Here is a 26,370-nt window from a genome sequence, read left to right as displayed (position 1 = left end):
GTGACTGACTCCTCCCGCGACACTCGCTGTTATCATTGTGGTTTGCCGGTGCCCGAGGGGGCCCGTTTTTCCGTCAACATTGGCGGGGAGCCCAGACCCATGTGCTGCCCGGGCTGCGAGGCGGTGGCCAGCGCCATCGTGGACGGAGGGCTGGAGCGGTTCTATCGTTTTCGCACCGAAGCGAATGAAAAACCGGACTCGGACCGGCCGGACCAAGCCGAATGGCAATTATATGACCTGCCCGAGATTCAGGCTGACTTTGTGACCGATGCCCAAGGCACCGAGCGCCGAGCGCAACTGTTGCTCGAAGGCATTACCTGCGCCGCCTGTAGCTGGCTGATTGAAACCCACTTGAAGCGGAATTCGTCGGTAACGCAACTGACCGTGGATGTCTCCACCCATCGCTGCACTTTGACCTGGGATGCCGACCAGCAGCCCTTAAGTGAGATCATGGCCGGGCTGGCCCTTATTGGCTACCGACCACGGCCGGCCACCGATGAAGCCCAGCGCGCCATGGCCCAGCAGGACAATCGCCGCGCCCTGGCCAGACTGGGTGTGGCGGGCTTTGGAATGATGCAAACCGGCATGGTATCGGTGGGCCTTTACACCGGCGCGGCGGAAGAGTGGCAGCTTCTTCTACGTTGGCTGAGCTTCCTGGTGGCCACGCCGGTCGTGCTGTTCAGCGCGGCGCCGTTTTTTCAGGCCGCCTGGCGCAGTCTGCGCGTGGGGCAGTTGATTATGGATGTTCCCGTGGCCTTGGCTATCGGCTTGGCTTATCTGGCCAGTGGCTGGGCCACGGTCACCGGTGGCGGGGAGGTGTATTTTGAGTCGGTGGCGATGTTCACCTTCTTTTTGTTGGTGGGGCGGTATTTTGAAATGCGCACCCGGCACCGAAACCGACTTGCTTACGGCAACCTTGCTCAATTGATGCCCCTGAGTGCCCTGCGCCTCTCGCAAAGCGGCGAGGAAGAGTCAGTCCCAGTCAAAACCTTGAAGGTCGGGGATAGGGTGCGCGTTAGAAGCGGAGAAACCTTTCCCTGTGACGGAGAAGTCACGGACGGCCATAGCGAGGTGGTCGAAGCGCTGCTCACCGGCGAGTCCAGCCCCGTGGCCAAATCCCCGGGCGACCGGGTGGTGGGCGGCACTTTGAACAGCGAGAGCTCGTTGGAGCTGCGGGTGACCGCCGTGGGGGGCGATACCCAGCTTTCCGCCATTGAACGGTTGGTGGCCAATGCCGAGGCCGACAAGCCTCATCAAGTCGCCCTGGCGGACCGGGTGGCCCGTTACTTTGTGGGCGCCGTTCTGGTCATTTTTGCGCTGGTCTGGGGGGCTTGGCAGTGGATTGATCCGGAACATGCCTTCTGGGTCGCTCTCTCGGTTCTGGTAGTGACCTGCCCCTGTGCCCTGGCGCTGGCCATGCCCGCGGCCCTGACCGCCGCCACGGCCAACCTGCGTCGGCAAGGGTTCCTGATAGCCCGGGGCCATGTGCTCGAGGCCCTCGCTCATATCGACCGGGTGATTCTCGATAAAACCGGAACGCTCACCCTGGGGCGCTTCACTCTGGTGGCGGTGGAAGTCACGCCGGGCCGGGACCGAGAGGAGCTGCTCGCCATTGCCGCCGCGCTGGAGGCGCCGGCCCGCCACCCTCTGGCCGAGGCTTTTCGCCCCTGGGCCGGAATCCGCCGGGCGAGCAATACCCGCCAGTACACCGCCGCGGGGGTAGAGGGGGAAATCGATACTCGCCGGTATCGCTTGGGTAACGCTCGTTTCTCTGGAGAACTGTTTGGTGCGACTCGTCCGCTCGATGCGCCTGATGAGAACCAGCAGTGGTTGTTGTTGAGCGACGAGCAGGGGCCCCTAGGCTGGTTTGCCGTGGGAGATGAGGTTCGTCCCGGTGCCCGGGTTCTGGTCGCCTATTTGAAGCGGCGCGGGCTCGCCATCGAACTGCTCAGTGGCGATCGCTCCGGCGCGGTGGCGTCGCTTGCCCAGAGCCTGGGTATCGAACGGTACACCGCCGGCGCCCATCCGGAGGAGAAATTGACTCGCCTGCAAGCTTGCCAGGGGGCGGGGGAGCGCGTCCTCATGGTTGGGGACGGCATCAACGATGTGCCGGTGTTGTCATCGGCGGACGTCTCAGTGGCGATGGCCACTGCCTCGGACCTGGCCCAAACCCGAGCGGATGCGGTATTGTTGAACCGGGATCTGGAAGCGCTGGTTCAAGCCTTGGCGTTGGCCCAGAGGACCCGCCGGGTCATCCGCCAGAACCTGACCTTTTCGTTGACTTACAACGTGCTGGCGTTGCCCTTGGCCGCCATGGGACTGATTCCCCCGTGGCTCGCGGCGATTGGCATGACCGCCAGCTCGTTGATTGTTATATTCAATGCCTTGCGCTTGCACCGGGGCCGAGCCGTTCCGGCGCAGGGGGCGACCGAGGCATGTCCGGCATAGGACGGGAGAGTGACACGTGGAAAGCCTTTTCCTGCTGGTACCGATTGCGCTGATTTTTGTGGCCATTGCGCTGAAGCTGTTCTTTTGGGCGATCAAAAGTGGTCAGTACGACAACCTGGACACCGAGGCTCACCGGATTTTGTTTGATGAAGATGAAAACGACGCTCCAGCCGAACCTGAGCGGAAAAGCGATACCGACCCTAGCGAACCGCCCAAATGACGCATGAACTCTCTGGTGCCTGGCTGGCGGCCCTGACCCTGGGCCTATTTAGCGGGGCCCACTGTATCGGTATGTGCGGGGGCATTATGGGAGCCCTGTCGGTGGCTATTCCGGCCGAGGCCCGGGGGCGTCGTTGGCTGTTGTTGCTTGGCTATAACCTCGGTCGGGTGAGCAGCTATACGCTGCTGGGCACTTTGGCGGGGGGCCTGGCGGGCGAGTTTTCCCCCCTGGCCCCAGTGTTGCGGCTTATCGCCGGGTTGCTGCTGGTGGCGATGGGGCTCTACCTGGCCAACTGGTGGCGTGGGTTGGTCTGGCTGGAAAAGGGCGGGCGCGTATTCTGGCGCTATCTGCAACCGCTGGGCCGGCACTTGATGCCGGTCACTCGCCTGCCTCAAGCCCTCATGCTCGGCGCGCTCTGGGGGTGGCTGCCCTGTGGCCTGGTGTACACCGCACTGGCTTACGCCCTGGCCCAAGGTGGAGCTCTCGCGGGGGGAGGCGTTATGCTCGCGTTCGGGCTGGGGACGTTGCCGGCGGTGCTCGCGGCCGGTGCGGCGGCGCACACTCTCACCCGCTACCTGCAAAAACCCTCACTGCGTCGTCTGCTGGCGCTGCTGATCATTGGCTTCGGACTTTGGACGCTTTGGCCGGCGGTCAGTACCGGGGAGCACTCCCACGAGGTGCTTCATGCACCCGCAAGCTCCGATGATCACTCTAATGACAATTCCTCGCAACCTCACCACTAAACGGTGGTCCTAGGGTAGAATCTCTTCTGGCGGGGTGACGCCGCCTGATTTTCCGGTATAAGATGGAGTGGTACAACAATGGGCACCCGAAGACGGGCCCCGGTGGGCGAAAGCGATAAGCGTGAAAAACGCATTAAGCGCGATAATAAACGCAATAAGAGTTAAGAACGTTAAATGCCATGCTGTCACCGACAAGGGCTCGGAGCCTCAATGATCATAAATGCGCGAGTGGCCGGAATGTGGCTCGCCGCGCTGCTGGCTTCACCCCTGAGTCACGGAACCCCCGTGGAAACCGAAGCCGTCACCGGCGAGGACGGCCAGGCCTGCCTGCAGTTCCGCTATCACTACCGCGACCTCGCCGAGCAGCGGGAGAGCGAGCTGGTTTTCGACGCACTGGAAGACCACCAGGGCAAAACCATTCGCCACATCCGGTTTGAAAGCCGGGCCATTTTTAATGAATCCAACCCCGAAGAAGACAACTGGCTGTACCGTGGCTTCAACCACCTTCACATCAACACGCGTGAACCGGTGCTGGCGACCCAGTTGTTGTTCAATGAAGGGGAGCCCCTGCGCGAACGCTTGGTGGCAGAGTCTGAACGGATACTGCGTGGTCGGAACTACCTGACCAGTGCCTACATCGTCCCGGACATGACCTGCCCGGATTATATTGACCTGTTGGTGGTTACTCGGGATGCCTGGGTTACCGAGCCGGAGGTGACCTTCACTCGCGAAGGGGGGGAAACCGAGTCGGGCTTTGGACTCAAAGATGGCAACTTTCTGGGAACAGGGGATGCCATTTCGGTAAGCTATGCGAAAGACGTTGAGCGCAGCCTGGTAAGCTACGAGTACAAGACCAACCACCTGTTTCGCACGCGCTGGGCGACTCGGCTCTACTACGCTCAGAAAAGTGATGGGGAAGATACCGCCTTCAGCCTTGAGCGCCCCTTTTATTCGTTGGAAACGCCTTGGGCGACCGGCGTGGTCACCGAGAACATCTCCGAGGTACGAGTGATCCGCGAAGGCGGCGAAGACATCAATGAATTCCGTCACCGCAATCGGGACCGGGAAGTCTACTTTGGCTTGGCCGCCCGCGCCGACGAACGGTTTACGCGGCGCTGGCGCGTGGGGCTGACCCGGGAAAGTGATATTTTCAGCCCCACGGAATTGACCGAGCTGGGCGCACCTGATGACCGCCAGGGCAACTACGCGTGGTTGGGGATGGAAGTCATTGAAAACCGGTTTGCCACTTATAAGAACCTCAACCAGATTCAGCGCACCGAAGACGTCGCCATGGGTGTTAATTACCGCATGCGCGTCGGTTATGGGGGCGAGAGCCTGAATAACGAGCGCGATCTGATTCGCTACCGGGGCTCTTACAGCAACGTGATCGGCGTGGGTGACCACCACATTCTACAGCTGCACGGGGAGTTTGATGGACGTCATTACCAAGCCCCCAACCCGGTGGATAGTGGTGTGCTGGGGTTGGAAGTCAACTACAACTGGTTTAGGGACGACCAGAATCGTTGGTACTTAAAGTTGCGCTATGACATTGGCGAGAACCTTCAGCAGTATGAGCAACTAACGGTGGGCGGCGCCAGTGGTTTGCGAGGTTATCCCATTGACTATCAGCGCGGGGACCGACGCTACATTCTGAATATCGAGCGTCGGTATTTCTCCGATGTGCACCTGTTCAATATTGTTCGCATGGGCGCAGTGGCCTTTTTTGATGTGGGCCGTAGCTGGGGCAATCAAATTGACAGTGAAAGCAATCCGCATTTGGCAAACGTAGGGATTGGCTTGCGTTTCAGCTCCAGTAAAACCAAGGTTGGCAATGTAATGCACGTGGATTTGGCGGCGCCGCTGGCTGATCGGGAGGGCTTGGACTCGACCCAGATTTTGATTAAGGCGGAAAGCTCATTTTAGCTCGCCGTTGAACGAGCCGCCGCCACAAAAAAGGGTGCCCAGAGGCACCCTTTTTTGTGAACCCACTCCCGGCTTCTATGCTTTTCCTTTCCCTTTTTCGCTGTCGTTGTAGACATGAAGGTCCCGCTGGGGGAAGGGGATGGTCATGCCGTTGGCTTCCAAGTCCAATTTAATCTTTTCGTTCATGTCCCAGTACAGCGGCCAATAGTCGTCGGTTTTTACCCAGGGGCGAACGATGAAGTCGACGCTGCTGTCGGCCAAGGCCGATACCGCGACGTTTGGCGCCGGCTCTTCCAGTACACGCTCGTCAGCTGTGATCGCAGTCATCATCACGTCCTTGGCCTTCTTGATATCATCGTCATAGCTGATACTAAAGACCATGTCCACTCGGCGGGTCTCGCGCGCCGAGTAGTTAATAATATTGTTGCTGTAAATCGACCCGTTGGGAATGGTGACTTCTTTATTATCCGGAGTGCGCATAATGGTCGAAAAAATGCTGATTTTCTCCACCATCCCGGCGGTGCCGGCGGCTTCGACGTAGTCGCCCGCTTTGAAGGGGCGCAATACCAACAGGAGAAAGCCGGCGGCGAAGTTTTGCAGCGAGCCCTGCAGCGCCAGGCCGATGGCCAGGCCCGCCGCACCGAGTACGGCAATCAGGGAAGTGGTGTTGACACCGAGCTGGTCCAATACCGCCACAATGACGAAAATCAGCAGCAGCACCTTGGCGATGGTCTGGGTAAACTCAATAAGAATGCTGTCGAGCTTGGTGCGGCCCAGCACTTTACCCAAAATACCGATAAGGATGGCGATCACAATACGGCCGATGATAAAAATCAGCAGCGCGATAACAATATTGATGGCCCAGGGAATGACGTACAGGCTGATAAGTTCGTTGATTTTCTCGGTATCGAAGAACATAGATAGGTGCCTCGGTGAGAGAGTGAATAAACACTCCTTAGTTTAACGGATATTAGCTCCCTTTGCCGAAGGCACCCTGGTGTAGCCGATGTTTCTGGTGTTTAGCTAATATTGCCGGTAGTGCGTACCCGCTTGCTGCCTTTGACTGGAGCGGCCTGTCGGGAAGCCTGGCGCTGCTTGATCTGGTTGTCCACGCTGTTTTTCAAGGCAATCAAAAAGCCTGTCACGATAAACGCTCCGGGGGGCAGCACTGCCACCAGGAAGCCCGGATAGTCCGGGAAGGGACTCCAGACCCAATTACGGGCACCTTCACCGAATAACAGGTGCATGCCATCGAATAGAGTGCCGTTGCCGAGCAGCTCCCGAATCGCTCCCACGCTGAGCAGCACCAACATAAAGCCCAGCCCCATTGTCAGACCGTCGGCGGCGGAAGGCAGAACGGCGTTCTTGCTGGCAAAGGCGTCGGCCCGGCCGAGAATGGCGCAGTTGGTCACAATCAGGGGGATAAAGATCCCCAGAATGGTGTAGAGCTCGTAGGTGAAGGCCCGCATCAGAAGCTCGATGCAAGTAGTCAGGGCGGCAATGATCATCACAAACGCCGGCAAGCGCACGGCGTCGCTGACGCCTTTGCGAATCAGCGAGACAATAATATTGGAACTGGTCACCACCAGCAAAGTGGCCAGTCCCAGTCCCATGGCGTTGACCACGGTCCCGGTGACCGCCAGCAGCGGACAGAGCCCTAGCAGCTGTACCAGGGCCGGGTTATTGGTCCAGAGGCCGTTTTTGCCGATGGCTCCGTAGTCGACTGCATCACTCATGGCGTTGCTGCCTCGTTGGTTTTGTCGGTGGACGGGTCGGAGAGCGCCTCGTCGTTACGTTTATCGGAGCGCTCTTGGGAAAAGAGTTGCTCCTGGTGGTCTTCGACGAACGCCAGTACTTTGCGTACCTGCCTTACGACGGCCCGGGGAGTAATGGTGGCGCCCGTGAACTGATCGAAATAGCCGCCATCCTTCTTAACTTTCCACTCCTCCCGTGCCGGGTTGCCGAGCGAGTGGCCATTAAAGCCGAGCACCCAGTCGCTTTTCTTTAAGTCGACCTTGTCTCCCAGGCCCGGGGTTTCATTGTGGGTGAGAACCCGCACGCCCGCAATGGATCCGTCTCGGTTCACACCCACAATCAAGCGAATGTCACCGCTGTAACCATCCGGTGCCACCGCCGGAATAATCGCGGCGGTGACTTCGCCGTTTTGCCGGGCCAAATGAATGGCCTCCGGTCGGTCCAACCCCAGTTGGTCCAGGGCGGTATCCGGCACCATGAGCGTATCGGCGAGCAAGTCGTTATCATGCTCGCGCTCGGGCACTATTTCCAGCAAAGCGGCGGCGGCCGCTGCCCGTTCGGATTCGGCAATCTGGTCCCGCGTGAGCTGGTAGGTGCCCGCCAGTACCCCGGCGGTCACCAGTGCGAAGGCACCGAGTAGAAGACTGTTTTTGCCAATGGATCGACCGAACATCAGTGCTCCTCCTTTTCGGTGGCGCGCCGTGCCTTCTGGTGCCCGTAGGTGCGCGGTAGTGTGTAGTAGTCAATAAAGGGCGCCGCGAAGTTGGCCAGCAGCACCGCAAAGGCGACTGCGTCCGGATAATTACTCCAGCCCCGCATAACGAACAATAATAGGCCGATCAGGGCGCCGTAAACCAACCGGCCCCGGGTGCTGACCGCGGAGCTGACCGGGTCGGTGACAATGAAAAACGCCCCGAACAGCGTAGCGCCGGAGAGCAAATGAAAGATCGGCGAGCCCAGGCTGTCCGAGCCACCGCTGTAAAACAGGGTAGACATGAGCGCCAGCGTGGCGAGCATGGCCACCGGCGCGTGCCAAGTAAAGACCCGTTGATAGAGCAGAAAGAGCCCGCCGAGCAGAAAGCCGATATTGACCCACTCCCAGCCGGCCCCGGCCAGCATCCCGGCCTTTAGGGTGGGGTCGTTTTGATACAAGCCGGCCAGCGTCTGGCCGCTGTTCTGCTTAAGCACATCGAGCGGGGTGGCGGCGGTATAGCCGTCCACCGGCACGCCGGCAAAAATTTGTTGCAAACCTTCGCCCAGCCCCACCAGTGATTGGCCCTCCGGCAGCACTGAAGCGGGCGCCGCCCACTGAGTCATTTCCACCGGGAAAGAGATTAGCAGCACCACGTAACCCACCATGGCCGGATTAAACGGGTTGTACCCCATACCGCCGTAGAGCTGCTTGGCGAGGATAATGGCTACACCGCTGCCGGTAACCACTAGCCACCAGGGGCAGTAGGGGGGCAGGGCCAGGCCCAATAGTACCCCGGTAACCAGGGCGCTACAGTCGCGCAGGTAAAACAGTGCCGGCCGACCGCGCAAGCGCATGATGGCCGCTTCAAACGCCATGGCCGAGACGCTGGCCAGAGCAACGTTGAAAATGGACCCCCAGCCAAAAGCCAGCGTCATGGCCACCAGGCCGGGCAGTGTGGCAAACACCACCAAGCGCATGAGTTGCCCGGTACTGCGGGCACTGTGTGTGTGGGGGGAGGTGACCCTCAGCATGGGTTTAGCGATCCTCGGTCAACTGGTGCAGTTTGTCTTCGAGCTTGGTAACGCCCGCGCGGAAGGCGTCCACGTTTTCGTTTTCTTCGGCTTCGGCCTTCGCGAGCCGCTCCCTGGATTTTTCCAGCCGGGCCTTTACCGATTCAATCTGTGCCCGGAGCTTGTCTTCGGCGCTCATGGTTTCCATGGCGGCCGCCTTTGCCTTGGCCCGCTCAATGGCCTGGGTGGCAACATCCTCTGTATGACGGGAGGCCGAGCTGGGTTCGGCCACGGTCGAGGGTGTTAAAGCCTCCAGCTCATTCTGGGTATCGGCAATTTTCTGCTTAAGCTTTTCCACTCCCTGTTGCAGGGCATCGGCCTTGTCATCGCCGGCTTCCCGCGCCGCCGCGGCTTTTTCCTCCGCCTTGGACAGACGTTTGTACAGGGACTCCAGGCTGGAACGCAGCTTGTCTTCCGGGCTCATGTTGACCTTGGCCTGGGCCTTGGCGATGGCGGCAGCCACCGGATCCTCGCCCTTTGCCTTGGATTCGGGCTTGGCTTTGGTTTCGGGCTCGGGCTTTGACTCTGGTGCCTGGGCATCCTGGGTTAGTTGCTGGAGTTTATTCTCCGCTTCCTGAACCTTGAGTTCGGCTTGCTTGATACGGGCTTTTTGTTTTTCCCTTTGCTCATCCGTTACCTCGGCCCCGGGTTCACTGGGCTCAAGCGGCTGGCGCGCGCGCTCCAGCGAACTTTTGGCCGCCTCGAGACTGCGTTCGAGTTTCGCCCGCTGCGCCTCGGGTGACTTCTGCTTGGCCTGAGCTTTGGCCAAGGCGTCGGCCACCGGGTCCGCCGGCTTGTGTGGGGCGCCGCCCTTTTCCTGCTCCGCCAGCTTACGCTTGGCCTCCTCGGCGGCCTTTTTCCGGGCTTCGCGCTTGGCGGCCTTTTCCGCCTCCTCTTTGGCGATCCGCTCCTGGCGGAACTCAAAGCGTCGGCGCGCCCGGTCGGACTTTTCCTTCTCCTGCTGCTGCAGCCGAATGGCACCTTTGGAGGCGCGATAGTACTGCACCAGCGGAATGTGGCTGGGGCAAACGTAAGAGCAGGCGCCGCACTCAATACAGTCAAACAAATTATGGGCCTCGAGTTTCTCGAAGTCCTCGGACTGGGCGTACCAGAACAGCTGCTGTGGCAACAGGCTGGCCGGGCAGGCCTCCGCGCACAGGCCGCAGCGAATACAGGCCTGGGCTGGCTGGGGTGGCGGTAGCTCTTTCTTGGTCGGCGCCAGAATGCAGTTGGTGGTTTTGATCACCGGCACGCTGGGCTCTGGCAGGGCAAAGCCCATCATGGGGCCACCCATCACCAGTCGGGAGGCTTTTTTGGCGTTAAAGCCGTGCTCTTCCAGAAGAAATTCGATCGGGGTGCCCAATAGAACTTCCACGTTGCGCTGGGTTTCCAGCGCTTCGCCCACCAGCGTCGTAATTCGCGAGACCAGGGGTTCACCGTGGCGAACCGCCCGGTAGGCGGCCACGGTGGTGCCCACGTTTTGGCACACCACGCCGATGCTGGCGGGAATTTGGCCGCTGGGCACTTCCTCGCCGGTCAGAATCTGGATCAGCTGTTTTTCGCCCCCGGAAGGGTATTTGGTGGGAAAAGAAACCACCCGAATCTCTTTGCCCTCGGCGGCTTTTTCCAGCGCCGCAATTGCCTCGGGCTTGTTGTCCTCAACGCCGATTAGCACCTTCTCCGGGAAGTCGAGCAGCTTGGCGAGCAACTGGCTGCCGGCAATGATTTCCTCGGCCTTGGTTTGCATCAGAATGTCGTCGGCCGTGATGTAAGGCTCACACTCGGTGCCGTTCAGAATGAGGGTGTGAATTTTGTGATCGGCACGCGGGTTCAGCTTCACTGAGGTGGGGAAGCCCGCGCCGCCCAGCCCGGCAATGCCCGCCGCGCGAATTTTGTCCAGAATGTCGCTTTTGCTAAGCGAGCTTAGGTCCTCGCAGCGCTCCAGTGGCACCCACTCGTCTTTGCCATCCAGGTCGATAACCACACAGGGAGCGGTATACCCGGAGGGGTGGGGAATCAGCCGGTCCTCAATGGCGCTGATGGTACCGGAGCTGGGGGCGTGCACCCGGGCACTGAAAACGCCTTCGGCTTCGGCCACCAACTGGCCGCCGAGTACGCGCTCACCCACGGCAACGACCGGCTTGGCCGGTTTGCCGATGTGCTGGTTCAGGGGCAACGTCAAGTTCGGTGGCAGAGGCGCCTTTCCCAGTGGCAACTGCAGGGATTGTGCCTTGTTTTCGGGCGGATGAACGCCGCCCGGGATGTCCCACACTTTGATTAAACTACCCATCAAGCCGCTTCGCCTGTTGTGCCTCGGTCACTGGCAATAATATTCAGGGGCCGCTCCTCAATCGGGGCGGGTTTGTCCCACTTCCACTCGTTCAGCCCGGTTTCCACGGGCACCATGTCAATGCAGTCGACCGGGCAGGGTTCAACGCAAAGGTCGCAACCGGTGCACTCGTCGACAATAACGGTGTGCATTTGCTTCGCCGCACCGATAATGGCATCGACCGGGCAGGCTTGGATGCATTTGGTGCAGCCGATGCATTCGTCCTCGCGAATATAAGCCACTTTTTTAACGTCGGACTCTTCTCCGTGCTCGGCATCCAGCGTGGGGGCTTCCACATCGAGCAAGTCAGCCAGAGAGTTAATGGTTGCCTGACCGCCGGGCGGACACTTGTTGATCGCATCGCCGTTGGCAATGGCCTGGGCATAGGGCCGGCAGCCCGGATAGCCACACTGGCCGCACTGGGTTTGGGGCAGCAAGTCGTCAATTTGCTGAATAACCGGGTCTTCTTCCAGGCGAAAGCGTACGGCGGCGAAGCCGAGCACGGCGCCGAAGACCAGAGCCAGACCGCCCAGCGCAATGAGCGCCGACGCGATGGGGTTTTGTACGATCAGATCCAACATAGTGTGATACGACGTCCGTCGATTAGCGGCGGCTTAGACCAAGCCGCCGAAGCCCATAAACGCCAGAGACATCAGCCCGGCGGTAATCATGCCGATGGCGGCCCCTTTGAACGGTGTGGGCACGTCGGCCACGGCGAGTCGCTCGCGCATGGCGGAGAACAGAATCAGCACCAGCGAGAAGCCCAGCGCGGCGCCGAAGCCAAACACGGTGGACTCAAAAAAGCCGTGGTCCTTGGTGGTGTTCTGCAACGCGACCCCGAGCACCGCGCAGTTGGTGGTGATCAGGGGCAAAAAGATCCCCAGCACCCGGTAGAGCAGGGGGCTGGTTTTCTCGATAAACATTTTAGAAAACTGCACCACCACCGCGATCACCAGAATGAACGAGATGGTGCGCATAAAGTCGATGTTCAGCGGCTCGAGAATCCAGGTATTGATCAGGTAGCTGCACACCGACGCCAACGTCAGCACAAAAGTGGTGGCGCCGGCCATGCCGATGGCGGTCTCAAGCTTGTTGGACACGCCCATAAAGGGGCATAGGCCCAAAAACTGAACCAGTACGAAGTTGTTCACCAAAATGGCGCTCAACAATATGATGGCGAATTCGGTCATGCCTGCTTCTTACCTGGGTTCGCGCCCGCGAAGGCGCCATTATCGTTAACCCGGCCTAGCCGTTCAATCTAAAACCCCGGCTTGATTAGGCCGATTGAGCATATGCTTATGCCGGTGAAAGCTTGCCCTACATCACCCGCTGCCCGGGCTTGGCGCCGCTGTGGGGTTCCAGAATGTGAATGTCCTTCCCGCCCGGGCCGGCCGCCAGCACCATGCCCTCGCTCACTCCGAACTTCATTTTACGGGGTTTGAGGTTGGCGACCATAATCGTCAGCTTGCCTTCGAGCTCTTCCGGCGCATAGGCGCTCTTGATGCCGGCGAAGACGTTGCGGGTTTCACCGCCCAGATCCAGAGTCAGACGCAGCAGCTTATCGGCGCCCTCCACATGCTCGGCCTTGGCGATTTTGACCACGCGCAAATCCACCTTGGCGAAGTCGCCAAACTCGATTTCCTCGGCGATGGGTTCATCGGCCAGGGGGCCGGAGCCGGAGGCCTTGGGCGCCGGAGCGGATTCTTTGCTGGCTTCAATCATGGCGTCTACGTGCTCCCTCTCTACTCGGGTCAGCAGGGGTTTGAACTTGTTGATGCGCTCGCCGCCGCGAAAGTGCAGCGGTTGGCTCCAGTCCAGCGTTTCCTCCAGGAAGGTCTCTGCCTTTTCCGCCAACTGGGGCAGCACTGGCTTAAGCCAGGTGACCAGAGCGCGGAAGCAGTTCAGCCCCTGGGTGCAGATGGCCAGTACTTCGGCTTCGGTGCCTTCCTCTTTGGCCAGTTTCCAGGGTTCTTTGGCGGCAATGTACTCGTTGGCCGCATCCGCCAGAGCCATGATTTCGCGCATGGCTTTGTTGAATTCGCGGTGCTCGTAGTACTCGGCAATGCGGGCTTCGCCTTCGGTAAAGCGCTGCCACAACGCCGGCTCGGCCACCTCGGTGGCCAGCGTGCCGCCGGCCTTCTGCACAAACTTGGCGGTGCGGCTGGCAATGTTGACGACCTTCCCCACCAGGTCGCTGTTCACCCGCTGGATAAAGTCATCCAGGTTCAGGTCCAGGTCGTCCACCGCGCTGGTGAGCTTGGCGGCGAAGTAATAGCGCAAATACTCCGGGTTCAGATGATCCAGATACGTCTGGCCGTTGATAAACGTCCCCCGGGATTTAGACATCTTCTTGCCATTGACGGTCACAAAACCGTGTACACAGATCTTCGTGGGCGTGCGCAGCTCGGCCGAGTGCAGCATGGCCGGCCAAAACAGAGCGTGGAAGTTGACGATGTCCTTGCCGATAAAGTGGTACACCTCGGCTTGGGAGTCGGCCTTCCAGAAATCAAGCCAATCTTTGCCTTGAGCGTCCAACAGGTTCTTCAGGCTGGCGATATAGCCGATGGGCGCGTCCAGCCAGACATAGAAGTACTTGCCCGGCTGGCCGGGGATTTCAAACCCAAAGTAGGGCGCATCCCGGGAAATATCCCACTCGTGCAGGTCTGAATCGAGCCACTCGGAGACTTTGTTGGCCACTTCTTCCTGCAGGTGCCCGGCGCGGGTCCACTCTTTCAAGAAGTCGGCGAATGCCGGCAATTTAAAGAAAAAGTGCTCGGAGGCCTTGGGCACCGGTGTCGCGCCGGAGAGGGCGGACACCGGGTCGATCAGGTCCATGGGCGAGTAAGTGGCGCCGCAGGCCTCGCAGTTGTCCCCGTACTGGTCCGGGGTTTTGCACTTGGGGCAGGTACCCTTGATATAGCGGTCGGCCAGGAACAGCTGCTTTTCCGGGTCGAAGGCTTGGGTAATCTCCCGCCGGGCGATGTGGCCGTTGGCGTCCAGGCGCTGGTAAATCAGCTCCGCCAGCTCGCGGTTTTCACTCGAGTGGGTGCTGTAGTAGTTGTCATGCCGGATCAGGAAGCCTTCGGACACGGCTTTGTGGGCCGCGTGCATGTTCTCGATATGCTTTTCCGGCGAGAGGCCCAGTTCTTCGGCTTTCAGCGTGATGGCGGTGCCGTGGGCGTCGTCGGCGCAGACGTAGAGGCATTGGTGGCCGCGCAGTTTTTGGAACCGTACCCAGATGTCGGTCTGGATTTGTTCCATCAGGTGCCCGAGGTGGAGGTCGCCATTGGCGTATGGCAGGGCGCTGGTCACAAGGATGTTGCGGACGGCTTGGCTCATGGTGTCTGTGAAGTCGCGGCTGGTTAAAAAAGGAGGCGCACTATAGCAAATTTCGCCCGACTCTTCAGGGGTTTAGGGGCTAAAGTTGACCACAGCACTTGGTTTTTACGGTTTCGATGCAATAATGTGGGCAGTCTTTCTGATTTTATCCACCAGTGTGGGGTGAGTGTTGTCCGGCTCAGGCGCGGAAATACCGGTTGGAGACCCGCCGTGAATACATCCCTGTAGGCTTCTCATCGGCATCCATGCCTCAGAGAGTCTCCAACCGGTATTTCCACGCCTGAGCCTCAGTGCCAATCAGAACCTATATGCCCGGTAAACGCTTGGGGCGATATCCGCCCAAGATTTGCGTAAGGCGTAACGAGTAAATCCTATAGGCCATGACCGTTGGTCCGCCATTAGGCAATTCGCTGGCGCTGAGGTCTCGGAGGGGGAACCCTTCACCAAAGACTCTCTGAGGCATGGATGCCGATGAGAAGCCCCCATGGATGGGTTCACGGCGGGTCTTTGGTGAAGGGTTCCCCCTCCGAGACCGGACCATAAGCACTCCTCCAAAGACAATGGAAGCCCTAGAGATTATGTTCGAAAAAACCGAAACTACCCTCAAAAATGCCCTAAAATCCGTCAAAGAACCCACAACTGGGCTTACCTTGAACGAACTGGCCGTCGAACCCGACATTCAGATGAAGGGGGCCGAAGCCGACATCACCCTCACCCTGGGGTACCCCGCTGACGGAATTGCCGAAACCCTGGCCCAGGCCGTCAACGACGCCGCATCGGCCGTTAAGGGCGTCGAATCCGTCGCCGTCAACATCGACTGGGACATACCCGCCTGCGGCGGCGCCAACACCAGTGGCAGCATTCCAGGGGTGAAAAATATCATCGCCATCGCCTCCGGCAAGGGCGGCGTGGGCAAATCCACCACCGCCGTCAACCTCGCCCTGGCCCTGGCCGCCGAAGGCGCCCGCGTGGGCATACTGGACGCCGACATCTACGGCCCCAGCCAACCTCAAATGCTCGGCATCGGCGAGCGCCGGCCCGAAATTCTCGACATCGACGGCAAACAAATGATGCGGCCCATCGAAGCCCACGGAATCCAATCCATCTCCATGGGCTACTTGGTCACCGAACAGACCCCCATGGTCTGGCGCGGGCCTATGGTCAGCGGCGCACTGCAGCAACTGCTCACCCAAACCCACTGGGACAACGTCGACTACCTCATCGTGGACATGCCCCCTGGCACCGGGGACATTCAGTTGACCCTGTCCCAGAAAGTCCCGGTGACCGGTGCGGTGATCGTTACCACTCCCCAGGATATCGCCCTGCTGGACGCCCAGAAAGGCATCGAAATGTTCCGCAAGGTCAAAGTGCCGGTGCTGGGGGTGGTGGAGAACATGGCCGTGCATATCTGCTCCAACTGCGGCCACGAAGAGCACATCTTCGGCGCCGGCGGTGGCGAGCGCATTGCCCAAGATTATGAGACAACGCTCCTCGGCTCTCTGCCGCTGGACCTCTCCATTCGGGAAACCACCGACGGTGGCAGCCCGACGGTCGTCGCCGAGCCGGACTCGGCCATCACCGCAAGCTATCGGGCCATTGCCCGGCAGTTGGGGGCGAGCCTTTGGCGGACCTTTGGCAAAGCCCGCGGGCCGGTGATTGCCGTGGCCGATGATTGAGGTGGGATTTCCCCCCAAAAAACGCTATTATTCGGTCCGTTTTTTCGACAGCCCGATTGTGGAGAGTTCATGAGTATCAAGTCTGACAAGTGGATGCGCCGGATGGTGGAGCAGGAAGGCATGATTGAGCCTTTCGAGCCGGAGCAGGTGCGTTACGACGCCCAGGGCGAGCGCTTGATCTCCTACGGGACCTCCAGCTACGGCTACGATGTGCGGTGCGCGGATGAGTTCAAGATATTCACCAACGTCTACTCATCCGTGGTCGATCCGAAAAACTTCGACGAAAACAGCTTCGTGGACGTCAAAAGCGATGTTTGTATCATCCCGCCCAATTCCTTTGCCCTGGCTCGTACCGTGGAGTACTTCCGTATTCCACGCAAGGTGCTAACGGTTTGCCTGGGCAAGTCCACCTACGCCCGGTGCGGTATTATCGTGAATGTGACCCCGCTCGAGCCCGAGTGGGAAGGGCATGTCACTCTGGAATTTTCCAACACCACCCCGTTGCCCGCCAAGATCTACGCCCACGAAGGTGTGGCCCAGATGCTGTTTTTTGAGTCGGACGAGATGTGCGATACCTCCTATAAGGACCGCGGAGGCAAGTACCAGGGGCAGCGCGGCGTAACCCTCCCCAAAACTTAACGCCTGCCGCGAGGCCGTCGGTATTGCGCCGTGCCTTTAGCCGTTTGATCCGTGGCGCTCGTAGTAGCGCCTGACGGCTTGGTAGTCCCGAAACAATGTCTCCCCTCTGAAGTGGAACAGTCCCCGTTCATTGCGTTCCGGCCTGAACACCGCCTGCAGCTGCGCGCGGGGGTTGAGCAGCATAATCATCACCCCGTGGTTAAGCCACGGCCCCTGGCTGGGTTCACGGGAGACAATGCCCAGCCCCTGCTCAAAGCTTTTGTGGCCACCGTGCTTCCCCGGGGTTAACCCAATAAAATCCGAATGAAAGTAGGGGACGTATTGTTCGAGCACCTCGGGGGTGTCCCGCTCCCCGTCCACACTGTAGAAAAGCACTTGCAGGTCCGGGTAAACATCGTTCTGTTCGAGGCGTTGCACCCATTGGGAGAGGGTGGACAGTGTCATCGGGCAAATATCGGGGCAGTGGGTATAACCGTAGGTGACCAGGTGCCAGCGGCCCTTGAGGTCTTCCCGGTCAAAACGGGATTGCCGGTGGTTTAGCAGGGAAAAGTTTCCCAGTTTTCGCGCCGGCTGCAGGTAAGCGCCGTGAATATCCGGAGGCGGCTCGTAGTGTGCCCAGAGATAATAACTGACACCACCGCAAGCCAGCAGCACCGCCGCGACGAGCGCCGGAATCCAAAATCGCACCGGTCAGGGGCTCCACTCGGCCCAGCTAAAGCTGAGCGAATCCAGCCGAAGCTCATGGATATAGTCGGACTCAATGGCCAAGATACCCACCAGCACTGCCAGGGCGAAAAGCGGTGTGAGCACGACGAACTTAAGCGCGAAGCGCTCCCAGGCGAAATGCATGAAGACGGCAATAATTAAGCTCGCCTTTGCCACCATGAACAGCACGATGAGTGACCAGCGCCACAGGCCTTGCAACTGAAAGTAGTCCACCAAGTACGAAAAGAAACTGAGCACGAAAAGCAGCAACCATACCTTCAAGTATAGACCGATGGGGTGCTGCTGGTTCGCGGTTTGTTCGGAGCTCATGGGGTCACCTCACCAAAGATAGAAAAAGGCAAAAATAAAAACCCACACCAAGTCGACAAAGTGCCAGTACAGTCCGGCTATTTCCACGCCTTCATAGCCTTTCCGCTCGTAGTCTCCCCGTCGGACTTTAAAAGCCACTACCAGTAAATAGATCACGCCGGCGCTGACATGTAGGCCATGGAAGCCGGTAATCATAAAAAAGGTTGCCCCGAACTGTGCGGCGCCATAGGGATTGCCCCAGGGCCTGACGCCCTCCTCGATAATCAGTTTGCTCCACTCGAAGGCCTGTAGGCCGACAAAGCTGGCGCCCAGCAATGCGGTGGCAAGCATAAACAGGAAGGTTTTCTGGCGCTGATGCCGGTAGGCCCAGTTGACCGCCATGGCCATGGTGCCACTGCTGGTAATCAGAATGAACGTCATAATGGCGATCAGCAGCAGCGGCAGGTGGACCCCAAACAGCTCCATGGCGAAGAGTTCGCTCGTCGGTGGCCAGGGTTCGGCGGCGGCCATGCGGGCGGACATATAGCCGACCAAAAACAGGCTGAAAATGAAGGTGTCCCCCACGAGGAAAATCCACATCATCAGCTTTCCCCAGGGCATATCAAACGTCTGCTTATCCGCCGACCAATCGACAACCAGGCTGCGCCAGCGGCCTTCGCCCGCTTCGGGTTTGGTGGCACTCATGGTCTCAGGCCTCCACGCCGCATAGCGCCGCCAGAACCCGATAGGTCTCCGGCGAGCGCGTCAGAAGTAAAAACAGAAGCAGCCAGATACTCAGTAGATAGTGCCAGTACAGCGTACACAGGCGCAGGCTGTTAATAATGGGTACAGCGCCGCTCGCCCGCCACATGTGAGACAGCGGACTGTACAGCACGATCACCCCCCCCAGTAGGTGAAGTCCGTGTACGCCGGTAAACAGAAAAAAGTAGCTGCTGGAGGGATTACTGGTAACGCCGTAGCCCATGCCGTTGAGCTGTTGCCAGAACCACAGCTGGGCCACGAGGAACTGCAGCGCGAAAAGCGCGGCCCCAAGCAGGGTACCCGCGCTCAGGGCGGGTTTGCCGGCACGGGCATTGTTGAGCGACCACTGCATCAACAGGCTACTGGTCACCAGAAGCGCGGTATTAATCCACAGTTGCGAAAGATCCCCCAGGGGGCGCCAGGCCTCTCCGGTCAACGCGAGAAAGCCGGGGTACTGAGAGTGGGTCAAATAGGTAACGGCGAACAACGAGAACAGAATGGTCGCGATGGCCAGAAACAACCCCAACGCGGTTCGTTGGCTGAGAAAACGACGTTGGGCGAGCGATGCCGTTGGCGCCGGTGGAATGCCTTCCTCCAACCAGGATTTTTCGGTTAGTGCCTGCCAGAGTTTCATTCGGGCTTCTCCTTACTGGCTTCCGCCGGCTCGAGTTTTTCCACCCGCTCCGGAGGAAGGTTTTGGGGTATGTAATCGTCTTTGCAGCCGGGCACGCTGTAGGCGTACGCCCAGCGATAGACCCTGGGCAGCTGCTCCCCCCAGTTGCCGTGGCGCGGCGGCAGGTCCGGTGTTTGCCACTCCAGAGTGTTGGCCTTCCAGGGGTTGGGTTCAGAGCGCCTGCCCTGTTTGAGGCTCCAGATCAGGTTCGCTAGAAAGATGAGTTGTGCCAGGCCCACGATCAGTGCGGAGACCGTAATGCTCGCGTTTAAGGACTGGGCGGACTCTGGAATAAAGTCTGTCTCCCCCATGGCGTAATAGCGCCGGGGCACGCCCAGAAAGCCGAGGTAGTGCATGGGCAGGAAAATCGCATAGGTACCGAGGAAGGTCACCCAGAAATGGAGCCGCCCGAGCCCCCGGTGCAGTTGGCGCCCCGTGATCAGCGGGTACCAGTGGTAGACGGCGGCGAACAGCACCAGTACGGGCGAGACACCCATCACCATGTGAAAGTGTGCGACCACGAAATAGGTGTCCGATAGGGGCAGGTCCACCACCACGTTGCCGAGGAACAGGCCGCTGAGACCGCCATGGGTAAAAGTGAAAATAAAGCCAATGGCGAAGAGCATGGGCACCGTCAGATGAATATCCCCTCGCCAGAGGGTCAGCAACCAGTTGTAGACTTTTATGGCAGTGGGCACGGCAATAATCAACGTTGTCGTAGCAAAGAAAAAGCCAAAGGTGGGGTTCATGCCGCTGACGTACATATGATGTGCCCAGACCACGAAACTGAGTAGCCCAATGATCACAATTGCCCACACCATCATCCGGTAGCCAAAAATGTTTTTTCGGGCGTGGGTGGCCAAAATGTCTGACACAATCCCGAAGGCGGGTAGGGCAACGATATACACTTCCGGGTGACCGAAGAACCAAAATAAGTGCTGGAATAGCAGAGGGCTGCCGTCGCTGTAGTCGACGGACTCCCCCAGGGACATTAGCGCCGGCATAAAAAAACTGGTGCCCACTACTTTGTCCATCAACATCATAATCGCGCTGACCAGCAACGCGGGAAAGGCGAGCAGCCCCATAATGGTCGCGATAAAAATCCCCCAGAGGGTCAGTGGCATTCGCATCAGGGTCATGCCCGGCGCTCGCGCCTGAAGAATGGTGGTAACGTAGTTCAGCCCTCCCATGGTGAAGGCAACGATAAAGATGGCCAGCGACACCAACATGAAGATAATGCCCCAGTCATGTCCCGGTGTGCCTTCCAGAATGGTTTGCGGCGGGTAGAGCGTCCACCCGGCGCCGGTGGGCCCCTCGGGCACAAAGAAGCTCGCGAGCAAAACCAGAACGGCCAACAGGTACGTCCAGTAGCTGAGCATGTTCAAGTAGGGAAAAGCCATGTCCCGTGCACCGATCATCAGCGGAACCAGGTAGTTGCCAAAGCCGCCGAGCAAAATGGCGGTTAGCAAATAAATCACCATGATCATCCCGTGCATGGTGACAAACTGGAGGTAGGTGTTTGGGTTGATAAAGTCAAAGGTATCTGGAAAACCCAACTGCAATCGCATCAGCCCCGAGAGCACCACAGCGACCAGTCCGACAAAAATCGCCGTGGCACCGTATTGAATGGCAATGACTTTGTGATCCTGGCTCCAGACGTATTTGCTGATGAACCCGGAGGGTTCATGGCTTTCCACAGGTTGATCGGCGATGGCGGTGTATTTCATGCCGGGTCCTCAGCGGATGGATGTCACAGACGATTTATGTAGGCCACCAAGTCATCAATGGCCCGTTCATCATGCAGAGTGTTTGCCATCAGAATCATTTGAGGGCCGTAATAATCACCTTCATGGCTGCCCCGAACGCCCCGCTTAAAGTGTTGAAGTTGTCGGCGCAGGTACCAGTCATGTTGGCCCGCGAGCGCTGGTGCATTGGTCGCGTAGTTGCCCTGGCCCTGGTCGCCGTGGCAATTGCTGCAGCTGCGATAAAGGCGGGCGCCGCGCTCGGCATTGCCTTCAACAGTGGGGGAGGGGGCTTCACTCTCCAGGGCGCTAATATAGGCGGACACGTCGGCCACGGCCTGGTCATCGGTCAGGGTGGAGACCATGCCGGCCATTTGCTGTCCGTAGGTATCGTCCTGGTGAGCGCCCCGAACGCCTTCTCTGTAAAAGTGCAATTGGCGCTCCAGGTACCAGGGCTCCAGATGGCTCAAGCGCGGGGCGTTCATATTCTGTTGGCCAGCGCCATTGGGGCCGTGGCAACTGGCGCAAGGGGCGTAGAGCTGCTCGCCCCGTTCAGTGTCGGCGCGGCTGGGCGCCTGAGTTTGGGTGAAGGTGGGGTGGCTGCTCAGCCAGGTTTGGTAGTCGTCCTCGGGCTCGATGACCACTTGACCGCGCATGGTGTGGTGAGCCATGCCGCAAAGCTCCATGCACAACACATCAAACCGGCCCTCCCGGGTGGGCTCGAACCACATCGAGCTGACCATTCCGGGCACCATATCCATTTTGACTCGAAACTGGGGCACCGCGAAATTGTGCAGCACATCTCGGGAGCGAAGCACCGCCTTGACTGAGTGGTCAACGGGCAGGTGTAGCTCATTGGTCATAACCAGGCGATCGTCTCCGCCGTGGGGGTCGTTCGGGTCCAGGCCAAAGGGGTTGGATTGACTGAAATAGCGGGGATGGGTAGCGCCGAAGGTGTTGTCTTCACCTGGGAAACGGTACATCCAGTGCCACTGTTGGCCGAGGACCTCAAAGCGTAGAGAATCCTCGGGCGCGTCCACCACCTTGGCCCAGACGAAAAGCCCGGGGGCGAGCATGGCGGCGATGCCCACGCTAGTGATGACTGTTAACCAGAGCTCTAGCGGTTTGTTTTCCGGCTGGTAATGGGCTTTTTGCCCCGCCCGGCCGTTGTGTCCGCCGCGGTTTCGGTGGCGGAAGATGGCGTAGGCGAGAAACAGGTTTACCGCCACGAATACAAAGCCAGTGACCCAAAAGGTGATGGTAATGGTGGTGTCGATATCCCCCCAGTTGGAGGCAATCGCCGTGAACCACCACGGGCTGATGAAATGGAACAAAAGCGTGCCCGCTACCAGCAACACGAGAACGAGGACCAGTATCATAACGGTCTGCTCCGTCGGTGCCTTTTATCGGATGGGCGCCGTCGCTTGATTGGACGCCGACATTCGCAGGGGAACGGTGCCGTATGGGAAGCCCCCGCTGTCGAACGCCATGGCCAAGCGGTCTGGGCGCGAGCCCGCACCGGGAACCGGCCCATCGAAGGGGCCGGTTAGGGGGCCCAGCGAATGAACTTTCCCCACTGTTTCTGCATGCCTATTACCCAGTTGGGCACCGGCTCACCCAGGCCGACATCTTCACAGCGAGGGTGCTCGGTAATGATCTCATGCAGGCGCTGCTCTTCGCTGGGTTTGACGTCCACTATCAGCAGGTGCCGGCCCGAGTTTAGGGCCCGCTCAAACTTCTCATAGTGGCGGTTGGGGCGCTGGATGCCTACCAGCCCCCCCTCCCAGGTGCAGAAGCCCAGAAGGATGACAGAGAAGAAAATAACGGGTACCCAAAGATAAGTTTCACTGATGCCAATCAGGTAGGCCACCACGAGGGGGATGGCGGCCACCACGAGCCCCACGAGGAACCCCATCATCCCGGAGTGCACCACATCCTTGCGTAGGAGGGATTCCACCTGGTTGAGGTGGTGGGTTTCCAGGCCCGCGTCATTGTTGCTGAGGATGTGGATTTGGGGCCGTTCAATGTTTTGGCGCTCCAGATCCTTTTCTAACTGTTCCAGGTCGTCCAAGTCGTCGCTCAAGTAGAAATGACGTCTCATGCAATTCACCTTTGGTTAAAAGATGGACCCGATGCGTGGGCGCATGGCAACGACGCCGAACGATGTGAGGGCGCCGTGCCCATGGTGCCTGTGATGCCCCGCTGCAGGCATTCTAAAAAACCCCCGCTTGGGGCTGCGGCTGACAAAATGACGGCCTCAATGAGAAGTATAGCAGCGGCAAAGGCGGGGCTAGAGCGGCTCAACCCTCCGTAGCGCTAGCTGATTCTCGAATAGAATATACAGGTGAGAGGGTAATACTCTCTGAGTTTAAAAGTCGCCGGAAGTCTCGTTTTTATAGGCAGGCTTTTTAGCGGCCTCCCTTCAATATGAAAAAATCATCTACTCGATCGCGACGGGAGCGATCGGCTGCGTCTAAAGTTTTCTCTGAAACGGCCGCCATTTTGTGAAGTGGAAACGGGTTTTTATAGATATCGGTGATAACCAGAATAATTGATATAAGCAGACACTGAAAAACGTGCCCCAATCCGCTATAGTTAGGAAGCCAGCCTTTGAGCTGGCAACGTGCTTTTACGAGTCGTTCGCGGCTCTTTGAGTGTTTTTCGCCAGCGTTCGAAACAGGCACAGCAGAGGATTCACACTCTCCGCCGGGTATGGGCGGTGCGTCAGACTGAATTTTAGTGAGCAGAGAAGAGAGGAACGGTGAAACGCAGAGACTTACTCGTCGGCCTTGTGTCCGGTGTGGGCTTCACCGCGGGCAACGCCTACCTTTGGCAAATGGCTCAAAACGGCGCCAAATCCCGGGACGTGTGGTCGGACAGTGGCTATTACGTGATGGACGACGACCCCTTTGCGATCGGCGAACGGGAGAAGGCCGAGGTGGCCGCCCAGCTTCGTCCCGAACCGGGGCGCGACTCTGTGCTGCGAGCGAAAATCGCTCAAGCGACAGAGTTGCCCAGTCTTGACGAGTTGGCCGAGGAATTGGCCGCACAACCCTCCATGGCCACGCCCTCCGACATCGCTCTGAATCTTCCGCCGGTAGAACCTACTTCGGGTGCTCCGGCACATTCACCGGTGGAAGCCCAGAGGGGAGAGCTCGCATTAGAGAGCCCGCGAGAGTTGCAACTGGAGAAAGTGCGCAACTTTAATGGCGACTTTATCGATGATATTTTCCTGCCGGAAGCCGAGCGGGCGACCCTGCATTCACTGCATCTGCGGTTCCAGCGCGCCGAGCGACTGGTGGGCCATGGCAACTACAACCTCTTGGCGTTTGATGAACTGTTCAAATACGGCAAGCGCTACTCCGAGATTGGCGAGTTCAGCGCGGTCGAGCTCGACATGATCGAAAAGCTCTTCTTTACCGAAGCGCAGAAATACGGCTTTTATGGCGAGAAGGTGACTAAGGATCTGACCGCCAAGATTCCCGAGCAAGAAGCGGTTAAAATTCCCTATTCGGGGCACTTCCTGTTGCGGGGCGACTCCTCGGCCTACTATGAAAAGCTGCGCAAGGATATTGGCGATACGGTGATCCTCACCTCCGGTATTCGGGGGAACGTCAAACAGATGCATCTGTTTGTCTCGAAATGCCTGGAATCGCATTACAATCTTTCCAAGGCCTCTCGTTCCCTGGCTCCCCCCGGGCATAGCTACCACGGTGTGGGGGATTTTGATGTGGGCCGTGTGGGCTGGGGTTATTCCAATTTCACGGACAAATTCGCCGAAACCGACGAATTTAAGCGAATGCAGGATCTCGGGTACGTGCAAATCCGCTACACGAAGGACAACCAGTATGGGGTTCGCTTTGAGCCCTGGCACATCAAAGTGGTTTAACCGCCCTTTGACATCGTCGCCACGCTACTCGCTGCATGGCTAAAGGCGGCGCCCATAAAAAAAGCCCCGGTTCGGTGTACGAACCGGGGCTTTTTTGAATCGGCACCGGAAGATGCCTGAGCGGGGTTTCGCTTAGTGCTCTTCACCATCGGGACCGTGGACGTGGCCGTGGGATACTTCTTCTTCGGTGGCGTCACGCACCTCGGTGACCTCTACATCGAAGTTCAGGTCCACGCCCGCAAGCGGATGGTTGGCGTCGATAGTGACGGTATCGCCGTCCACCTTGGCCACGCGCACGATCTGAGTGCCTTGCTCGGTCTGGGCTTGAAATTCCATGCCCTCTTCCACTTTTTCCACGCCGGTAAACATATTGGCGGGCAGTTCCTGGATCAGGTTGTCACTGCGCTCACCATAAGCTTCGGCCGCCGGTACTTGGGCGGTCAGCTTATCACCCACCGCTTTGCCTTCGAGCTGCTTTTCAAGGCCGGGGATGATGTTGCCAGCGCCGTGCAGGTAGGTCAGCGGACCACGCTCGTCGGTTGACTGGTCCAGCTGCTTGCCGTCGCTGTCGGTCAGGGTGTAATGAAAGCTGACGACGCTGTTGTTGGAAATGCTCATAAAATAACCTATTGGTTTTTGGGTGAATGTAAAGTCGTTTTAGGTGGGTGGGGGCAGTGGCACGGAATTACAACCTTTTGGCCCCAGGGTCACCCGAAATCGGCTCTCAAAACGCCTCAATGGTCTTGCCGTTGATTCGCGCCTTATCGATATTGATGGTGTGCGAGTCGCCATCCTCGCGTTGTTCCAGACGCACCAGCAGATAATCCCATTTGGGAGCCAGCCAAGCGAAGGTGGCCCGGTCATCGTCGTCCCGGCTGCGTTTGACCTTGACGGTGTCGACCGGCCCCATCGGTGTATTCAACCGCTCTTCGGAGACAATTTCAAATCGATACACTTTCATCTCTCCCCCGTCGGCGATGGGGTAGACCAGGTTGTCCTTGCCGGCGATCATGTCTTTCTGGAGCTGAACTTGGTAGCTCAGCTTGTCCTGCACGTTTTTGTGGATATCCATATCCCAGCTTTTCCCCTGAACGTCATTAGTCACCCGCTCAGCCTCCCAGTCGAATGTCAGCTCCGCATCCCGGTCCCGACCCAGGCCCCGGCGCTTATAGAAGTATTTTTGTGGCTGCACCACGCCTTCATTCCAGTGGAATTGGGAAATTTCTTCAATGTTGCCAATCCACGAGTCAGCCTCGAACCGCAACTGTTGCCCTTCATTCTTCAGGTCGGATAATTCGTGGGTTACGGTGACTTTGATGCCAAAAATGCGCGTGGAGTACTCATTTTTGAAACTTTTAGGCATCTCCGCCTCAAGGGCGGGGGCAAACGCGGCGCTCAGGGCTAGAGCGGCAACGGTTAAGAGGGGTTTCAGGGGCATAAAATGGCTCCTTGGC

At 58.8% G+C, this 26,370-nt stretch carries 24 protein-coding genes; 7 read left to right on the top strand and 17 right to left on the bottom strand.

Annotation, left to right across the window (positions count from 1 at the left end; genetic code table 11):
- The 4 genes from AAE514_RS09370 (at position 1) to AAE514_RS09355 (ending at position 5,334) form a co-directional block, all read left to right on the top strand.
- Entirely contained in the window at positions 1–2,448 is a 2,448-nt protein-coding gene (locus tag AAE514_RS09370; RefSeq protein ID WP_347331269.1) for a heavy metal translocating P-type ATPase, read from the top strand.
- 16 nt (positions 2,449–2,464) lie between these two features.
- Entirely contained in the window at positions 2,465–2,668 is a 204-nt protein-coding gene (gene ccoS / locus AAE514_RS09365) for a cbb3-type cytochrome oxidase assembly protein CcoS (RefSeq protein ID WP_347331268.1), read from the top strand.
- Entirely contained in the window at positions 2,665–3,411 is a 747-nt protein-coding gene (locus AAE514_RS09360) for a sulfite exporter TauE/SafE family protein (RefSeq protein ID WP_347331267.1), read from the top strand. The genes ccoS and AAE514_RS09360 overlap by 4 nt, the downstream gene beginning before the upstream one ends.
- Before the next feature lie 210 nt (positions 3,412–3,621).
- Entirely contained in the window at positions 3,622–5,334 is a 1,713-nt protein-coding gene (locus tag AAE514_RS09355; protein ID WP_347331266.1) for a BamA/TamA family outer membrane protein, read from the top strand.
- 75 nt (positions 5,335–5,409) lie between these two features.
- Here the strand turns inward: AAE514_RS09355 and AAE514_RS09350 are convergent, their stop codons facing one another.
- From AAE514_RS09350 to metG, 8 genes are all read right to left on the bottom strand, one after another.
- A complete protein-coding gene (locus AAE514_RS09350) occupies positions 5,410–6,252 on the bottom strand; it encodes a mechanosensitive ion channel family protein (RefSeq protein WP_347331265.1) in 843 nt (280 codons plus the stop codon).
- Positions 6,253–6,353: 101 nt separating this feature from the next.
- Positions 6,354–7,070, bottom strand: a complete 717-nt coding sequence (locus AAE514_RS09345) for an electron transport complex subunit E (RefSeq protein WP_347331264.1) — start codon at positions 7,068–7,070, stop codon at positions 6,354–6,356.
- Positions 7,067–7,762 carry an electron transport complex subunit RsxG gene (gene rsxG, locus AAE514_RS09340; protein ID WP_347331263.1) on the bottom strand — a complete coding sequence of 232 codons (696 nt, stop codon included), beginning with the start codon at positions 7,760–7,762 and terminating at the stop codon, positions 7,067–7,069. Before rsxG ends, AAE514_RS09345 begins: the two co-directional genes overlap by 4 nt.
- Positions 7,762–8,814, bottom strand: coding sequence for an electron transport complex subunit RsxD (gene rsxD / locus AAE514_RS09335; RefSeq protein ID WP_347331262.1), 1,053 nt, complete (start codon positions 8,812–8,814; stop codon positions 7,762–7,764). The genes rsxG and rsxD overlap by 1 nt, the downstream gene beginning before the upstream one ends.
- Before the next feature lie 4 nt (positions 8,815–8,818).
- Entirely contained in the window at positions 8,819–11,143 is a 2,325-nt protein-coding gene (rsxC, locus tag AAE514_RS09330) for an electron transport complex subunit RsxC (protein ID WP_347331261.1), read from the bottom strand.
- Entirely contained in the window at positions 11,143–11,763 is a 621-nt protein-coding gene (gene rsxB, locus AAE514_RS09325) for an electron transport complex subunit RsxB (protein ID WP_347331260.1), read from the bottom strand. Before rsxB ends, rsxC begins: the two co-directional genes overlap by 1 nt.
- Before the next feature lie 33 nt (positions 11,764–11,796).
- Positions 11,797–12,372, bottom strand: a complete 576-nt coding sequence (gene rsxA, locus AAE514_RS09320) for an electron transport complex subunit RsxA (protein WP_347331259.1) — start codon at positions 12,370–12,372, stop codon at positions 11,797–11,799.
- A 127-nt stretch (positions 12,373–12,499) separates the two neighbouring features.
- Positions 12,500–14,521, bottom strand: a complete 2,022-nt coding sequence (gene metG, locus AAE514_RS09315) for a methionine--tRNA ligase (protein WP_347331258.1) — start codon at positions 14,519–14,521, stop codon at positions 12,500–12,502.
- A gap of 578 nt (positions 14,522–15,099) precedes the next feature.
- Here metG and apbC point away from each other — a divergent pair.
- Both apbC and dcd read left to right on the top strand, forming a co-directional pair.
- Positions 15,100–16,197 carry an iron-sulfur cluster carrier protein ApbC gene (gene apbC, locus AAE514_RS09310; protein WP_347331257.1) on the top strand — a complete coding sequence of 366 codons (1,098 nt, stop codon included), beginning with the start codon at positions 15,100–15,102 and terminating at the stop codon, positions 16,195–16,197.
- A 69-nt stretch (positions 16,198–16,266) separates the two neighbouring features.
- Complete coding sequence (gene dcd / locus AAE514_RS09305; RefSeq protein ID WP_347331256.1) at positions 16,267–16,836, top strand: dCTP deaminase; 570 nt, start codon at positions 16,267–16,269, stop codon at positions 16,834–16,836.
- Positions 16,837–16,872: 36 nt separating this feature from the next.
- Here dcd and AAE514_RS09300 read toward each other — a convergent pair whose 3' ends face one another.
- The 7 genes from AAE514_RS09300 to AAE514_RS09270 all read right to left on the bottom strand — a co-directional run bounded on the left by AAE514_RS09300 (position 16,873) and on the right by AAE514_RS09270 (position 23,128).
- Positions 16,873–17,523 (bottom strand): SCO family protein, encoded by a 651-nt coding sequence (locus tag AAE514_RS09300; RefSeq protein WP_347331255.1) that lies wholly within the window; start codon positions 17,521–17,523, stop codon positions 16,873–16,875.
- Between the two features lie 3 nt (positions 17,524–17,526).
- The gene (locus AAE514_RS09295) at positions 17,527–17,871 is read right to left on the bottom strand and encodes a cytochrome C oxidase subunit IV family protein (RefSeq protein ID WP_347331254.1); all 345 of its coding nucleotides are present in this window, start codon (positions 17,869–17,871) and stop codon (positions 17,527–17,529) included.
- A gap of 9 nt (positions 17,872–17,880) precedes the next feature.
- Positions 17,881–18,555: a heme-copper oxidase subunit III family protein gene (locus AAE514_RS09290; protein ID WP_347331253.1), complete on the bottom strand. Its 675-nt coding sequence runs from the start codon at positions 18,553–18,555 to the stop codon at positions 17,881–17,883.
- A 4-nt stretch (positions 18,556–18,559) separates the two neighbouring features.
- Positions 18,560–19,246, bottom strand: a complete 687-nt coding sequence (locus AAE514_RS09285) for a cytochrome c oxidase subunit 3 (RefSeq protein ID WP_347331252.1) — start codon at positions 19,244–19,246, stop codon at positions 18,560–18,562.
- Complete coding sequence (locus tag AAE514_RS09280; RefSeq protein ID WP_347331251.1) at positions 19,243–21,012, bottom strand: cbb3-type cytochrome c oxidase subunit I; 1,770 nt, start codon at positions 21,010–21,012, stop codon at positions 19,243–19,245. Before AAE514_RS09280 ends, AAE514_RS09285 begins: the two co-directional genes overlap by 4 nt.
- Before the next feature lie 23 nt (positions 21,013–21,035).
- Positions 21,036–22,406: a c-type cytochrome gene (locus tag AAE514_RS09275; protein ID WP_347331250.1), complete on the bottom strand. Its 1,371-nt coding sequence runs from the start codon at positions 22,404–22,406 to the stop codon at positions 21,036–21,038.
- Between the two features lie 167 nt (positions 22,407–22,573).
- Entirely contained in the window at positions 22,574–23,128 is a 555-nt protein-coding gene (locus AAE514_RS09270; protein ID WP_347331249.1) for an NAD/FAD-utilizing enzyme, read from the bottom strand.
- Positions 23,129–23,788: 660 nt separating this feature from the next.
- On the opposite strand from AAE514_RS09270, the gene AAE514_RS09265 reads away from it, so the two are divergent.
- Positions 23,789–24,916, top strand: a complete 1,128-nt coding sequence (locus AAE514_RS09265; RefSeq protein WP_347331248.1) for a M15 family metallopeptidase — start codon at positions 23,789–23,791, stop codon at positions 24,914–24,916.
- A 132-nt stretch (positions 24,917–25,048) separates the two neighbouring features.
- Here the strand turns inward: AAE514_RS09265 and AAE514_RS09260 are convergent, their stop codons facing one another.
- Positions 25,049–25,534 (bottom strand): FKBP-type peptidyl-prolyl cis-trans isomerase, encoded by a 486-nt coding sequence (locus AAE514_RS09260; protein ID WP_347331247.1) that lies wholly within the window; start codon positions 25,532–25,534, stop codon positions 25,049–25,051.
- 106 nt (positions 25,535–25,640) lie between these two features.
- Positions 25,641–26,354: a DUF3108 domain-containing protein gene (locus AAE514_RS09255; RefSeq protein ID WP_347331246.1), complete on the bottom strand. Its 714-nt coding sequence runs from the start codon at positions 26,352–26,354 to the stop codon at positions 25,641–25,643.
- Positions 26,355–26,370 lie beyond the last annotated feature (16 nt).

The sequence above is a fragment of the Marinimicrobium locisalis genome (assembly GCF_039822625.1).
Lineage (GTDB): Bacteria > Pseudomonadota > Gammaproteobacteria > Pseudomonadales > Cellvibrionaceae > Marinimicrobium > Marinimicrobium locisalis.
Note: the sequence above shows the minus strand (reverse complement) of the source record. Positions and strands in the feature narration are given on the sequence as shown.